The following is a 14,201-nucleotide window of genomic DNA, read 5'->3' as shown; positions in this document are numbered from 1 at the left end:
AACTCGGGGGACAACACAGGTGGGGCTGGAGTGCCGGAACTCGTACTGGAAATGAATGGTCGGACCTGGACGCTCGACGCCTCCAGGTCCTACGCCCTCGGACGTGATCCGCAGGGGGACATCGTGGTGGAGGACGCCCGGGTGTCCTGGCGGCACGCCACGATCAGCTTCAACGGCCGTAGTTGGGTCATCGACGACCACGGAAGCACCAACGGCACCTTCCTGCGGGGGCAGCGCGTCCACCAGACGGAGATCGGCCCCGGTTCGGCCGTGCACCTCGGCAACGCGACCGACGGCCCGCGGCTGAGCCTGTCCGGCGCGGCGGCCCCGGTGGCGCAGCCGCAGCAGCAGCCGTACGCCGCCCAGGGCGCGGGCCCGGGCTGGTCGCAGCCGGCGGCGCCGCAGCAGGCTCCGGACGCGGGGGGACAACAGCCGCGGCAGCCGGCGGGCATCCCGCCGCAGCAGGGTCCCGGCGCGGGAGCGGGTGCGCCTCCGGTGTACGGGGACCGCAGCCCGACGACGTTCCACCAGTTCTCGCTGGGGCGCGTGATGCGCATCGGCCGTGCCCTGGAGAACGACCTGGTGGTCTCCGACCTCCAGGTCTCCCGGCAGCACGCCGAGTTCCACGCGACACCGGACGGCCGCTGCGAGATCCGCGACCTCGGTTCGCACAACGGCACCTACGTCAACGGCATGCCGATCGCCAAGGGCGGTGCGGCGCTGCTCGGCCCGAACGACATCGTCGGTGTCGGCCACTCCACCTTCCGGCTCGTCGGGGACCGTCTCGAGGAGTTCGTCGACACCGGCGAGGTGTCCTTCTCGGCCCGTCACCTGACGGTCACGGTCGACGGCGGCAAGCAGATCCTCAAGGACGTCTCCTTCGGCGTGCCCGAGAAGTCGCTCATCGCCGTGATCGGCCCCTCCGGCTCCGGCAAGTCGACGCTGCTGAAGGCGCTCACGGGCTATCGCCCGGCCAACCAGGGCGACGTCCTCTACGACAACCGCAACCTGTACAAGCAGTTCGCCGAACTGCGCCAGCGCATCGGTCTGGTCCCGCAGGACGACATCCTGCACAAGGAACTGACCGTCAACAAGGCCCTCAAGTACGCGGCCAAGCTGCGCTTCCCGGCCGACACCACGGCCCAGGAGCGCGAGGCCCGGATAGACGAGGTGCTGCGCGAGCTGAAGCTGGACATCCACAAGGAGAAGAAGGTCACCTCCCTCTCCGGCGGCCAGCGCAAGCGCGTGTCGGTGGCCCTGGAACTGCTGACCAAGCCGTCGCTGATCTTCCTGGACGAGCCGACGTCGGGCCTCGACCCGGGCATGGACCGGGACGTGATGCAGCTCCTGCGCGGCCTCGCCGACGACGGCCGCACCGTCCTGGTCGTCACGCACTCGGTGGCCGAACTGGCGATCTGCGACAAGCTCCTCGTGATGGCGCCGGGCGGCGCGGTGGCCTACTTCGGTCCGCCCGAGGAGGCGCTGAACTTCTTCGGCTACGAGACCTGGGCCGATGTGTTCTCGGCGTTCGAGAACTACCGCGACTACGACTGGGCGGGCCGCTGGAAGGGCTCGCAGCACTACCAGATGTACGCCGCGGACATCGACGCGGTCGCCCCGCAGTCGACGCAGATGCCGCCGCCGCAGGCCATGAAGCCGCCGAAACCGCAGGGCTGGGGTTCCCAGCTGACGACGCTGATCCGCCGCTACGCCTCGGTGATCGCGTCCGACAAGGGGTTCCTGGCGCTGACGGTGATCCTGCCGGCGGTGCTGGGCTCGGTGAGCCTGCTCATCGACAACGGCAAGACCCTGCTCGTCAACGAGAAGGTGCTGCCCTCGGGTGTGCACGTCGCGAACGGCACGGCCACCACGGTGCTGCTGATCCTCGCGGTCGGCGCGTGCTTCGCGGGAGCCGCCAACTCCGTCCGTGAGCTGATCAAGGAACGGGTGATCTACGAGCGCGAGCGGGCGACCGGCCTGTCCCGGTCCGCCTACCTGATGTCGAAGGTGATCGTCCTCGGTGTGATCACCCTGCTCCAGGGCGCCCTGGTCGGCGCGATCGGCTTCGGCAGCCGCACGGTCCCGGACGAGGGCCTGATCCTCACGAGCCTGCCCAAGGTCGAGCTCACGATCCCGATCATGGCCCTGGGCTTCGCGTCGATGATGTTCGGCCTGGTCATCTCCTCGCTGGTGAAGACCGCCGAGAAGACGATGCCGCTGCTGGTGATGTTCGCGATCGTCCAGGTCGTCTTCACCGGATGCCTGTTCATCCTGAACGGCACGCTGGGCGTCAACCAGTTCTCGTACCTGATGCCGGCCCGCTGGGCCGTCGCCGCCTCGGGCGCGACGCTCGACTTCAACAACATCTTCCCGAACCAGGACGACCCGACGAACACGGACCCGCTGTGGGACCACTCGGCCGGCGTCTGGGCGATGGACATGGTGGCGCTGATCGCGCTCGGCGTCGCCTGCGGCTTCCTGGTGGCCCGCTTCCTGCGCCGCCACGAACCCGAGGTCATGCGCAAGTAGTCCCGCCTCGCGCGGGAACGGCGCGGCCGACGGCCCGTCCGGTTCCGCGTCCGAGGACGGCGCGAGGGCGGCACCCCCACCGGGGTGCCGCCCTTCGGCGTCTGCGACGAGAGCTCCGCGCCGGGCCTCAGTACGCGCTGTTGACGTTGTCCATCGAGCCGTACTTGTCCGCCGCGTAGTTGGCGGCGGCGGTGATGTTGGCGACCGGGTCGTAGATGTTCCAGGAGGTGCCGGCCACGTGGTAGGCCTTGAAGGTCGGCGGGATGACCTGGAGCAGACCCTTCGACGGGATGCCGTTGATCGCGTTGATGTCCCAGTCGTTGATGGCCTTCGGGTTGCCCGAGGACTCGCGCAGGATGTTGCGGTGCAGTCCCTCGTAGGAGCCCGGGATGCCCTTGGCCTTCATGATGTCCAGGGACTCGCGGATCCAGCCGTCGAGGTTGTTGGCGTAGGTCTTCGCGGCGACGGGCTGGACCTTGATCCGCTCGGCGGACCGGCTCGCGGCGGCCTTGGCGCGGGCCTCGGCGGCCTTCTTCTTCGCCGCGGCCTGGGCCGCGGCCTTCTTCTTGGCGGCGGCCGCCTCGGCCGCCTTCTTCTTGGCCGCCTCGGCGTCGGCGGCGGCCTTCTTCTTCGCGGCGATGGCCTGGGCCTTCAGGTCGGCGCCGGCCAGCCGGTCGGTGATGCTCGCCTTCACGTCCTTGATCGGCTTCTCGCTGTAGGCGACGTTCGCGGTCGAGGCGGCGTCGTCCGTCGTGGTGTGGGAGTTGTCCGGCACCAGCGAGAACGCGAGGGTGGCGGCACCAAGGGTGGCCACACCGGCGATCGAAAGGCGGTGAATCTTGGTCAGCTTCGGACGATGTCCAGGAGCGGTGATGTTCTTGGGCATGACTGATGACCTCTTCGAATAGCGCGGAGGTCGCTCGCGGTCCGGGGGACAGGGCTTCGTTGCATTTCGGACGAACGCGGCGGGGCGGAACCCGCTGCGCTGAGCGACGAGGGCAATTCTTAGCGGCCGCAAAATGGAGAGGCAAAGGTGTGACGTACGAAGCTCGATAGTGGACGCGGAAAGGGTAAAACGGGGCAGACTGGCACGTCTGCCCCGCTCATCGCGGGTCCTCTTGTCTCCTATGTCCGTTCGTACGTGATGTGCACCCTATGTGCGGGCTCACATTGCCCGCAGGGTCATCTCACCAAGAGTTGCTGGCGCAACGCTCTGTGTGAGGGCCTCTCAGGGCAGGATCAGCTGCACTCCGCCGAACTCGTGCCACCGATAGCGCCCCGCCCCGCGGCCGCGTGGCCGCGGCCCCGGGCGGCCCCTCCAGCATCGGCGGATGCGAGGCGTCGGGCTCGTGCGGGCCGGCCCACCACAGCCGCCAGCCGCGGCCCGCAGGCGCTCAGCGGCTCCTCCAGCACCGGCGGCACGCCGTCCGGCAGCCGCACCACCGCTCCCGCGGGCCCGCCCGCGCGCGCGGTTCCCTCCCCGTCGGGGTCCCGCAGCTCGACGGCCCACCGCCCGTCGGGAAGCGCGCCACCACGCGGCGGGCCCGAGCCGCCCGTCCACCGCCGCGGCCAGGGTGGCCGAGGTGCGCACGACCGGCAGGTCGCCGGCCGCGAGCTGACCGGGCAGGACCGCGCACGCGTGATGCGACACCGCCACCCGCGGGACACCGGCAGTCGCACGGCGTCCCGGTCGGGGCCCGGCCCGCGCTGTTCGGCCGGCACCCGCGCCGACAGCTCCGGCGGCGGAACACCTTCCGGGCCCGGCCGGCCGCGCCCCGCCGAAACGGGCCCCGCGGCCGTGTGGCGCCCACCCGCCCGACGCGTGCCGAGCAGCCGCAGGACGGCGGGCACCACCCGGTCCGGTAGCGCCCCGACCGGGCAGGACCTAGGTCCAACGGCGCAGGCCGGCGCCCTAGCCGGCCCGATACGCGCCGTCACCGTCCGCCGGTACGTTGGGGTCATGAGCCACGCATCCCGGTCGGGCCTGTACGCGGTCAGCGCCGCGCTGCTGGCCATGAGCAGGCACCTGGAGGTGCGCGACGTCCTCAAGACGATCGTCGCCTCGGCCCGCGAACTGCTGGACGCGCAGTACGCGGCCCTGGGCGTGCCCGACGACCACGGAGGGTTCGCCCAGTTCGTCGTCGACGGCATCGGCGACGCCGAGTGGAAGGCCATCGGCCCGCTGCCGCGCCAGCACGGCATCCTCGCCGCGATGCTGAGGGAGGACCGGCCCGAGCGGCTCGCCGACGTCCGCGCCGACCCCCGGTTCGAGGGCTGGCCCGCGGCCCACCCCGAGATGTCGGACTTCCTCGGCCTGCCCGTCCGCGACGGCGACGAGACCATCGCCGCGCTCTTCCTCGCGAACAAGCGGCGCCCGCCCGGGACGGACCCCACCGGCTCGGGCACCGGCGCGTGCGGGTTCACCGAGGAGGACGAGGAACTGCTCACGATCCTCGCCCAGCACGCCGCGATCGCCCTCACCAACGCGCGCCTCCACGAACGGGCCCGCGAGCTGACCATCGTCGAGGAGCGCTCCCGCCTCGCCCACGAACTGCACGACGCCGTCAGCCAGAAGCTGTTCTCGCTGCGTCTCACCGCCCAGGCCGCCGCCGCCCTCGTCGACCGGGACCCCGCCCGCGCCAAGGGGGAGCTCCAGCACGTCGCCGCCCTCGCCGCCGAGGCCGCCGAGGAACTGCGCGCCGCCGTGGTCGAACTGCGTCCCGCCGCTCTCGACGAGGACGGACTGGTGGCCACCCTGCGCACTCACGTCCAGGTCCTGGACCGTGCCCACTCCGCGCGCGTCACCTTCAGTGGCCGCGGGGTCCGGGCGCTGCCCTCCGCCCAGGAGGAGGCGATGCTGCGGGTGGCCCAGGAGGCCCTGCACAACGCGCTGCGCCACTCCGGCGCGGCCCGCGTCGACGTCACCCTGGACAAGCGCGGCCCCGGCGCCGTGCTGGCGGTCGTCGACGACGGCGGCGGTTTCGACCCCGCCGCGACCCGCGCCGCGGGCCGCCACCTCGGCCTGGTGTCGATGCGGGACCGGGCGAGCGGGGTGGGCGGCACACTCACCGTGGAATCGGCGCCCGGCAAGGGCACCACCGTCGAGATGGAGGTTCCCGGTGGCTGACACGATCAAGGTGCTCCTCGTCGACGACCACCAGGTCGTCCGCCGGGGACTGCGCACGTTCCTCGAGGTGCAGGACGACATCGAGGTCGTCGGAGAGGCCTCCGACGGCGCCGACGGGGTCGCCCGCGCCGAGGAACTGAGGCCCGACGTGGTGCTGATGGACGTGAAGATGCCCGGCATGGACGGCGTCGACGCGCTGCGCAGGCTCCGTGAACTCGCCAACCCCGCGCGCGTGCTGATCGTCACCAGTTTCACGGAGCAGCGCACGGTGGTGCCCGCCCTGCGTGCCGGCGCCGCCGGGTACGTGTACAAGGACGTCGACCCCGAGGCGCTCGCCGGAGCCATCCGCTCGGTCCACGCCGGCCACATCCTCCTGCAACCCGAGGTCGCCGGCGCCCTGTTGTCCCAGGAGGAGGCCAACGCCGGCCAGGGGCGCGGCGGTTCGCTCACCGAGCGGGAGCGCGAGGTGCTCGGGCTGATCGCGGACGGCCGCTCGAACCGGGAGATCGCCCGCGCCCTGGTCCTCTCCGAGAAGACGGTGAAGACGCACGTCTCGAACATCCTGATGAAACTGGACCTCGCCGACCGCACCCAGGCGGCCCTCTGGGCCGTCCGCAACGGGCTGGCGGGCTGATCGGACCGCCCCTCCCACCAGCGCGTTCCCTGCGTCGTCCCGCTCCGCGCGCCCGGCTCCGGCCAGCGGCGGCGCGACGGGTTCCGGTCCGGAATGAGATTCATACCGTCGGGTGTATGTCCCCCGGACGGCGCAACCTGCCGACGGTGCCGCCGTTCTCCAGTGCGGCTGCGGCGACCTGCCGCAGCGTTCGTCAGGAGGGGTATCAGAAGTGAAGAACCTGAAGAAGGTCACCGCTGTCGCGATGGTCGCCGGTGGCCTGGTCGCCGCCGGAGCCGGCATGGCCTCGGCCACCGACGGCTCGATGGCGCTCGGCAAGGCGGAGGGTTCCCCGGGTGTCGTCTCCGGCAACCTCGTCCAGGCCCCCGTGCACGTCCCGGTGAACGCGGTCGGCAACAGCGTGAACGTGATCGGCGTCCTCAACCCGGCCTTCGGCAACCTCGGTCTCAACCACTGAGGTCCGTCGCCGGTCGGCCGTGACCACCGGTTCCCGGGGACGTTCCGGGGAACCGATTCTCCGGTCCGTTCATACGCTGAATGCGGCGAACGGGGCAATCGGGACGCCCTCCCGTGCCGTCCCGGCCTTCCCGGCGTTGCTCAGCGTGCGGCCCGCGGGCCGGGTCGGATCCGTATACGCAGGAGGAACGCTTCTCATGAACATCGCCAAGAAGGCCGCCCTGGCCATCACCGTCGCCGGCATCGCCGCGGGCGCTTCCGCCGGTGCCGCCGTCGCCGACTCCGGTGCCGAGGGTGCGGCCATCGGGTCGCCGGGCGTCGCCTCGGGCAACGTCGCGCAGCTCCCGGTCCACGTGCCGGTGAACGTCGTGGGCAACTCCGTCAACGTCATCGGCCTGCTCAACCCGGCCTTCGGCAACGGCGGCGTCAACGGCTGACGCACCACCTGGAAGGGGCCCCGCACGGACACGCCGCGCGGGGCCCCTTCGCACACCCCCGCACGAAGCCCCCACAGCGCACCGCCCCGGGACCCGTCGGCCCCGGGCCCGCCATCCCCGGCCCGCCGGCCGCGGAAACCGGCGGCCCCGGGGACGGCCGGCGGTCACGGCGCGGACGGTCCCGGCGCCGCGGAGCGCCGACCGGGGCGGGCGCCCGGCGGCGGAGGCCGGCGGCCGGGGCGACGGCTCAGCGCATACCGCGTTCGCGCTCCTCCACGAACGCGTTGTACGCGGCCACCTGCGCCCGCCGGGCCGTCCGCTCCACCGGCCGCAGCGCCTGCGCGCGGGCGGCCATCTCCGAGGCGCTCACCGCCCCGCCGTGCCCGTTCTCGTAGGCCACCGAGATCAGCAGCCCCACCCGCTGCGCCAGCTCCAGCACCCGCACCGCACGCGGCGGATACCCCGGCGCGAGCACCTCCCGCCCGCGCTCGGCGCGCGCCCGGTACGCGTCCACCGCCGCCTCGGCGACCGGCCCCGACCCGGCCACGTCCAGCCGCGACAGCACCTCCGTCGCCTCGCGCAGGGCCTCCGCCAGCTCCCGCTCGGCCTCCCCCAGGGAGGGCACGTCCGCCGGGGGCGCCTCGCGTACCGCGAGACAGTGCCAGACGACCTCGACGTGCACGTCGCCCGCGGGCCCGGCCTCGCGGACCTCCGGGACGAGCCCGAGCGCCGCGCCGTGGCAGACGACGGCCTCCTCGGCCTCCAGGGCGCGCGCGTTGAACGCCGGCGGACCGCTGAGCCCGAGCGGATGGCCGGGCGCGGGCAGCGCCACCCGCAGCCCGGTCACCCCGAGCGCGCGGAGCCGGCCGAGGGCGAACGTGAGACCGACCGGCCCCGTCTCGCCCGGCAGCCCCTCGACCCGGTGCACGGCGTCGTCCCCGACGATGGAGAGCACGGCGTCATCGGGGGAAACAAGTCCGGCCAAAAGGGCATTTCCCCATGCGGCCAGCTGTCCTGAACGTGGTTCCGAGAGCATGCCCCCACCCTAAGGACCGGCCGATGGATCGGTGGGGCCGACCGGTGGCGTAGGTTTTCCCTGGGGACTGCGTCCACAGACGTAAGCGACGGCCGAGACTGCAATGGGAGACAACGCGCTCATGAGCGATGTACTGGAGCTGGAGGACGTGTCCGTGGTCCGCGAGGGCCGGGCTCTGGTGGACCAGGTCTCCTGGTCGGTCAAGGAGGGGGAACGCTGGGTCATCCTCGGCCCCAACGGCGCGGGGAAGACGACCCTGCTCAACATCGCCTCCAGCTACCTCTTCCCGAGCGCGGGCACCGCCACCATCCTCGGCGAGACCCTCGGCAAGGTCGACGTCTTCGAGCTGCGCCCGCGCATCGGCATCGCCGGCATCGCGCTCGCCGAGAAGCTCCCCAAGCGCCAGACCGTGCTGCAGACCGTCCTCACCGCCGCGTACGGCATGACCGCCGGCTGGAACGAGGACTACGAGGACATCGACGAGCAGCGCGCCCGCGCCTTCCTCGACCGCCTCGGCATGAGCGAGTACCTGGAGCGCCGCTTCGGCACCCTCTCCGAGGGCGAGCGCAAGCGCACCCTGATCGCCCGCGCCCTGATGACCGACCCGGAACTCCTCCTCCTCGACGAGCCCGCCGCCGGCCTCGACCTCGGTGGACGCGAGGACCTCGTACGCCGCCTCGGCCGCCTGGCCCGCGACCCGATCGCCCCGTCCATGATCATGGTCACCCACCACGTCGAGGAGATCGCCCCCGGCTTCACCCACGTCCTGATGATCCGTCAGGGCAAGGTGCTGGCGGCCGGCCCGCTGGAGCTGGAACTCACCTCGCGCAACCTCTCGCTCTGCTTCGGCCTCCCCCTCGTCGTCGAGCAGGTCGGCGAGCGCTGGACCGCGCAGGGCCTGCCGATGGCCTGACCCCACCGGCGCGCGGACGCGCACACCCCTTCCACGGAAGGCGAGTTGATCGCGCGCCCTGTCCGCGCGGGGAGCACGGTCCTACCATGACCCCGTGGACGACATCGAGGCGTGGGTGTGGTGGCTGATCGGCGCGGCGGGGCTGGGCATACCGCTCGTGGTCACGGCGATGCCGGAGTTCGGCATGTTCGCCGTGGGAGCGGTGGCCGCCGCCGTCGCCGCGGGGCTCGGCGCGGGCATCGTCGTCCAGGTCCTGGTCTTCGTCGCCGTCTCCGTCGCCCTCATCGCCGTCGTACGGCCCATCGCGGCCCGGCACGGCGCGCAGCGCCCCCGGATCGCCAGCGGCATCGACGCGCTGAAGGGCCGGCAGGCCGTCGTCCTGGAGCGGGTGGACGGCTCGGGCGACGGCAGGATCAAACTCGCCGGCGAGGTCTGGTCGGCACGCGCCCTCGACTCCGGCCAGGCCTACGAGGTGGGACAGGAGGTCGACGTGGTGGACATCGACGGAGCCACGGCGATCGTCATGTGACCTCGGACAACGCAAGTGAACCGAACGCCCCACGCGGTAGACGACGTTCTGTCAGACTCGTCCAGCAAGATCTTCAACAGCCGTAAGATCTTTCGGAGTTACCGAGCGCAGAAGGGTACGGGGAGCATCGATGGAACCGATCATCATCGTCCTGGTCATTCTGGTGGTGCTGGTCTTCATCGCCCTGATCAAGACCATCCAGGTCATCCCACAGGCCAGCGCCGCCATCGTCGAGCGGTTCGGCCGGTACACGCGGACCCTGAACGCGGGCCTCAACATCGTCGTCCCGTTCATCGACTCGATCCGCAACCGCATCGACCTGCGCGAACAGGTCGTGCCGTTCCCCCCGCAGCCGGTGATCACCCAGGACAACCTGGTCGTCAACATCGACACCGTCATCTACTACCAGGTCACCGACGCGCGCGCCGCCACGTACGAGGTCGCCAGCTACATCCAGGCCATCGAGCAGCTCACCGTCACCACGCTCCGCAACATCATCGGCGGCATGGACCTGGAGCGCACCCTCACCTCCCGCGAGGAGATCAACGCGGCGCTGCGCGGCGTCCTCGACGAGGCGACCGGCAAGTGGGGCATCCGCGTCAACCGCGTCGAACTCAAGGCGATCGAACCGCCCACATCCATCCAGGACTCGATGGAGAAGCAGATGCGCGCCGACCGTGACAAGCGCGCCGCCATCCTCACCGCGGAGGGCATCCGGCAGTCGCAGATCCTCACCGCCGAGGGCGAGAAGCAGTCCGCCATCCTGCGCGCCGAGGGCGAGGCCAAGGCGGCCGCCCTGCGCGCCGAGGGCGAGGCCCAGGCCGTCCGTACGGTCTTCGAGGCCATCCACGCCGGCGACCCGGACCAGAAGCTGCTCTCCTACCAGTACCTCCAGATGCTCCCGAAGATCGCCGAGGGCGACGCCAACAAGCTCTGGATCGTGCCCAGCGAGATCGGCGACGCCCTCAAGGGCCTGAGCGGAGCCATGGGGAACTTCGGCGGCATCGGCGGCGGCCCGGGAGGCAACACCGTTCCCCCGCAGGGCCCCACGGGCGGCACCGAACGCCGCGAGAAGCCCTCCATCACGGACTGACGCAGGCACAACGACGCCGGGGCCCGCCTCCGCCCGGGAGGTGGGCCCCGCTCGTACCCGGATCACGCGGCCGACTGCGCCAGCCACGGAGGAAGTGCCGCGAAGTCGTCCTGGCCGAGCGCCAGCAGCATGGCGTCCGCCGGTGTCGGCTCGAACGGCTGCCGCAGCAGCGGCATCTGAGCCTGCTCCGGCGTGCGGTCCGCCTTGCGGTGGTTGTCCTCGGCACAGGACGCGACGGTGTTCAGCCACGCGTCCCGGCCGCCCTGAGCCCGCGGCACCACGTGGTCCACGGTCGTGGCCCGGCGCCCGCAGTACGCGCACCGGTGCCGGTCACGTATCAGCACACCCCGTCTGGACCACGGCGCCTGTCTTCGGAACGGCACCCGCACGTACCGGCAGAGGCGGATCACCCGGGGCACCGGAATGTCCAGGGCCGCGCCGCGCATGCGCAGTTCGGGGTGGGCCTGCTCGACGACGGCCTTGTCCGTCAGCACCAGGACGACGGCCCGGTTCAACGTCACCGTCGACAGCGGCTCGAAGCTCGCGTTCAGCACCAGCGTGTCACGCATCCAGCCCACCTCCTCTTGCGCACCCGCCCACCTGCGGCGGGCTGGGATCAACTCTGGCCGGGCACGCCGAGAAGGACAACGCAATAAAAAATGCCCGCCCCTGATCACTTCCAAGACCAGGGGCGGGCAAACGTTCCGTGAACGTCAGTCTTGCGCAGGGGCGGCGTACTCACCGACGAGCTGGGCGCGCGCCAGCGTGTGGAACCGGAGGTTGAAGCCCACCACGGCGGGCGACGCGTCCGCGTCGGGACCGAGCTTCTCCTGGTCCACGGCGTACACCGTGAACACGTAGCGGTGGGCGGGATCGCCCGGGGGCGGCGCGGCGCCGCCGAAGTCGCGGGAACCGTAGTCGTTGCGCGCCTGGACCGCGCCGTCCGGCAGCCCGTCGAACGTGCCGCTGCCGGCACCCGCCGGCAACGCGGTCACCGACGCCGGGATGTCGAACACGACCCAGTGCCAGAACCCGCTGCCCGTCGGGGCGTCCGGGTCGAAGCAGGTCACGGCGAAGCTCTTGGCGTCCGCCGGGAACCCCTCCCAGCTCAGCTGGGGCGAGGTGTTCCCGGCGGCCTGCACCTGGGCGTCCTTCAGCACGGCCCCCGGCGCGACGTCCTCGCTGGTGACCGTGAACGCCGGCACCGGCGGATGGAAAGCGTGCGGGAGCGGCGCCCTGTCGAGCTCGGTCACGTCATACCTCCTGAACGGCGGGATCTCTGCGCACGAGCCTAAGGGCTGTCCCGTCGTCCGCGGCGGGCGCACGACGGCGGCCGCGGCACCTCGTCGGGTTGCCGGACCGCCCGCATACGCCCGATACGAGGACGGCCCTCCGCAGCCGACCGCGCGCTGATCTCCCGGGGATGACGGGACAGCCCTCGGGACGGTCCTAGAACCAGCTGCGCTTGCTGCCGACCTCGGACAGCCACTGATTCAGATAGGCGGCCCAGTCCGTGCCGTGGAAGTCGTGCAGGCCCACCTGGAAGGAGCGGTAGGAGTCGCTGCCCTCGCTGAAGAGTCCGGGCTTCTTGTCCATCTCCAGGACGACGTCCATCGCCCGGTCGTCCGCGACGAAGCTCAGTTCCACCTGGTTCAGCCCGCGGTACTGCGACGGCGGATAGAACTCGACCTCCTGGTAGAACGGCAGCTGCTGGCGCGTGCCCCGGATGTGGCCGCGCTCCATGTCGGCGCTCTTGAAGCGGAAGCCGAGCTGGATGAAGGCGTCCAGGATCGCCTTCTGCGCGGGCAGCGGGTGCACGTTGACGGGGTCGAGGTCGCCCGAGTCGATCGCCCGGGCGATCTCCAGCTCGGTGAACACCCCGATGTTCATCCCGCGCAGGCTCTGCCCGTCGATCATGGTGACCGGCGTCTCCCACGGGATCTCCAGGCCGAACGGCACGGCGTGGACGGCCCCGGCCTGCAACTGGAAGGCGCCGCCCAGCCGCAGCTTCGCGAAGTCGATGTTCTGCTTGTACTCCTGGTCGTCGTGCCCCTCGACCTCGACCTTGGCCCGCAGACCGACCGACAGCCCCTCGATCGACTGGTCGACCGATCCGCCCTGGATCCGCACCTCACCCTGGACGACGCCGCCCGGCACGGTGTTCGCCTCGGTCAGCACCGTCTCCACCGAAGCCCCGCCGGCCCCCAGGCTCGCAAGCAGCCGCTTGAACCCCATGTCACTTCCTCCCCAGGCAACGCCTGTTCCGTCCGGTGTCCGTATGGATCCCTTGATCCCTACAAACGCGATCCGGCCCCCGCCGGTTCCGCCTGCTCACCCTCCCAAGGAGGTGGACGTACGGCCACCCCTCGGCGGCGAGGCTCGCGGACCGCACCCCGCCGCCTGGGCCCCTCGTCGGTCCCGGCGGCGTGGACTACCCTCGGACGCCATGATCGCGGCCCCTGACCGTACGCCCCTGACGCGGGACTTCTTCGACCGGCCCGTTCTGGACGTGGCCCCCGACCTGCTGGGCCGCCTTCTCGTCCGCACCACCCCGGCCGGCCCCGTGGAGCTGCGCCTCACCGAGGTGGAGGCCTACGACGGAGCGAACGACCCGGGCTCCCACGCGTACCGCGGGCGGACGGCCCGCAACGGCGTGATGTTCGGACCGCCCGGTCATGTGTACGTCTACTTCACCTACGGCATGTGGCACTGCATGAACCTGGTCTGCGGTCCCGTGGGCAGGGCCGGCGGTGTCCTGCTGCGGGCCGGCGAGGTGACCGCGGGCGCGGACGGGGCCCGCCGGCGTCGACTCTCGGCCCGCAACGACAGGGAACTGGCCAAAGGGCCGGCCCGCCTCGCCACGGCACTGGACGTCGACCGCTCTCTCGACGGCACGGACGCCTGCGGCCCCGCGGGCTCTCCCGTGACCGTGCTGAGCGGGACACCCGTCGTCCCCGACCAGGTACGCAGCGGTCCCCGGACCGGGGTCTCCGGCGACGGGGGCGTCCACCCCTGGCGCTTCTGGATCGCCAACGACCCTACGGTGAGCCCCTATCGGCCCCACGCACCCCGCCGTCGCTCGACTTGACGCGCCCTTGCGTGAACCGTAATGTGTCCCGAGCCGCTTGACCCGGGTACGGCGTTCAGCCAGCAGCCGGAAGCGGCCAATCCACTACCTGCGACATCCCTCCGACGAGGCGAATTCTGCATGTCCGCATGCCTGAATTCCACCGCGCGGAACTCGATTATGAGTCACCAAGGGAATCGGTTAACGTAGTGAATGTCGAAAGGCCGAAGAAAAGCGAGAGCTTTCCCGAGACCTCACGACGTCCCGGCCGGCCGGGAATCGGGTCCGAAAGGATCTGATAGAGTCGGACTCGCCGGAAAGGGAAACGCGGAAGCGGGAACCTGGAAAGCACCGAGGAAATCGGATACGGAAACGGTCTG

General features: G+C 71.3%; 14 protein-coding genes and 1 pseudogene. 9 read left to right on the top strand and 6 right to left on the bottom strand.

What is annotated here, in order from left to right:
• The first annotated feature begins 30 nt into the window (after window positions 1-30).
• Window positions 31-2,529, top strand: coding sequence for an FHA domain-containing protein (locus ACGFS9_RS23350; RefSeq protein ID WP_393255820.1), 2,499 nt, complete (start codon window positions 31-33; stop codon window positions 2,527-2,529).
• A gap of 127 nt (window positions 2,530-2,656) precedes the next feature.
• Here the strand turns inward: ACGFS9_RS23350 and ACGFS9_RS23345 are convergent, their stop codons facing one another.
• A complete protein-coding gene (locus ACGFS9_RS23345) occupies window positions 2,657-3,415 on the bottom strand; it encodes a transglycosylase SLT domain-containing protein (protein ID WP_393255819.1) in 759 nt (252 codons plus the stop codon).
• Window positions 3,416-3,903: 488 nt separating this feature from the next.
• A pseudogene (locus tag ACGFS9_RS23340) lies at window positions 3,904-4,263 on the bottom strand (S-adenosylmethionine:tRNA ribosyltransferase-isomerase); the annotation flags it as partial.
• 226 nt (window positions 4,264-4,489) lie between these two features.
• Between ACGFS9_RS23340 and ACGFS9_RS23335 the strand changes: the two are divergent.
• The 4 genes from ACGFS9_RS23335 to ACGFS9_RS23320 all read left to right on the top strand — a co-directional run bounded on the left by ACGFS9_RS23335 (window position 4,490) and on the right by ACGFS9_RS23320 (window position 7,183).
• Entirely contained in the window at window positions 4,490-5,656 is a 1,167-nt protein-coding gene (locus tag ACGFS9_RS23335) for a GAF domain-containing sensor histidine kinase (RefSeq protein ID WP_393255817.1), read from the top strand.
• A complete protein-coding gene (locus ACGFS9_RS23330) occupies window positions 5,649-6,290 on the top strand; it encodes a response regulator (protein WP_393255815.1) in 642 nt (213 codons plus the stop codon). Before ACGFS9_RS23335 ends, ACGFS9_RS23330 begins: the two co-directional genes overlap by 8 nt.
• Window positions 6,291-6,501: 211 nt before the next feature.
• Window positions 6,502-6,747 (top strand): chaplin, encoded by a 246-nt coding sequence (locus tag ACGFS9_RS23325; protein WP_393255813.1) that lies wholly within the window; start codon window positions 6,502-6,504, stop codon window positions 6,745-6,747.
• 196 nt (window positions 6,748-6,943) lie between these two features.
• Window positions 6,944-7,183: a chaplin gene (locus ACGFS9_RS23320; RefSeq protein WP_393255812.1), complete on the top strand. Its 240-nt coding sequence runs from the start codon at window positions 6,944-6,946 to the stop codon at window positions 7,181-7,183.
• A 247-nt stretch (window positions 7,184-7,430) separates the two neighbouring features.
• On the opposite strand, the gene ACGFS9_RS23315 is transcribed toward ACGFS9_RS23320, so the two are convergent.
• The gene (locus ACGFS9_RS23315) at window positions 7,431-8,219 is read right to left on the bottom strand and encodes a hypothetical protein (RefSeq protein WP_393255810.1); all 789 of its coding nucleotides are present in this window, start codon (window positions 8,217-8,219) and stop codon (window positions 7,431-7,433) included.
• A 121-nt stretch (window positions 8,220-8,340) separates the two neighbouring features.
• Between ACGFS9_RS23315 and ACGFS9_RS23310 the strand changes: the two genes are divergently transcribed.
• The 3 genes from ACGFS9_RS23310 (at window position 8,341) to ACGFS9_RS23300 (ending at window position 10,754) form a co-directional block, all read left to right on the top strand.
• Window positions 8,341-9,132 carry an ABC transporter ATP-binding protein gene (locus tag ACGFS9_RS23310; protein WP_393255808.1) on the top strand — a complete coding sequence of 264 codons (792 nt, stop codon included), beginning with the start codon at window positions 8,341-8,343 and terminating at the stop codon, window positions 9,130-9,132.
• A gap of 94 nt (window positions 9,133-9,226) precedes the next feature.
• Window positions 9,227-9,661: an NfeD family protein gene (locus ACGFS9_RS23305; protein ID WP_393255806.1), complete on the top strand. Its 435-nt coding sequence runs from the start codon at window positions 9,227-9,229 to the stop codon at window positions 9,659-9,661.
• 130 nt (window positions 9,662-9,791) lie between these two features.
• The gene (locus tag ACGFS9_RS23300) at window positions 9,792-10,754 is read left to right on the top strand and encodes an SPFH domain-containing protein (protein WP_393255805.1); all 963 of its coding nucleotides are present in this window, start codon (window positions 9,792-9,794) and stop codon (window positions 10,752-10,754) included.
• Window positions 10,755-10,816: 62 nt separating this feature from the next.
• On the opposite strand, the gene ACGFS9_RS23295 is transcribed toward ACGFS9_RS23300, so the two are convergent.
• From ACGFS9_RS23295 to ACGFS9_RS23285, 3 genes are all read right to left on the bottom strand, one after another.
• Window positions 10,817-11,323 carry an HNH endonuclease gene (locus tag ACGFS9_RS23295; RefSeq protein ID WP_393255803.1) on the bottom strand — a complete coding sequence of 169 codons (507 nt, stop codon included), beginning with the start codon at window positions 11,321-11,323 and terminating at the stop codon, window positions 10,817-10,819.
• Window positions 11,324-11,467: 144 nt separating this feature from the next.
• Entirely contained in the window at window positions 11,468-12,007 is a 540-nt protein-coding gene (locus ACGFS9_RS23290; protein ID WP_393255801.1) for a YbhB/YbcL family Raf kinase inhibitor-like protein, read from the bottom strand.
• 196 nt (window positions 12,008-12,203) lie between these two features.
• Window positions 12,204-12,989, bottom strand: coding sequence for a sporulation protein (locus tag ACGFS9_RS23285; protein ID WP_393255799.1), 786 nt, complete (start codon window positions 12,987-12,989; stop codon window positions 12,204-12,206).
• Window positions 12,990-13,200: 211 nt separating this feature from the next.
• Here ACGFS9_RS23285 and ACGFS9_RS23280 point away from each other — a divergent pair, with 211 nt between their 5' ends.
• Complete coding sequence (locus ACGFS9_RS23280) at window positions 13,201-13,842, top strand: DNA-3-methyladenine glycosylase (RefSeq protein ID WP_393255798.1); 642 nt, start codon at window positions 13,201-13,203, stop codon at window positions 13,840-13,842.
• The last annotated feature ends 359 nt before the right edge of the window (window positions 13,843-14,201 follow it).

Source organism: Streptomyces sp. NPDC048566, assembly GCF_043199735.1.
In the GTDB taxonomy this organism is placed as follows: Bacteria; Actinomycetota; Actinomycetes; order Streptomycetales; family Streptomycetaceae; genus Streptomyces.
This window is presented reverse-complemented; position numbering and strand designations above follow the sequence as displayed.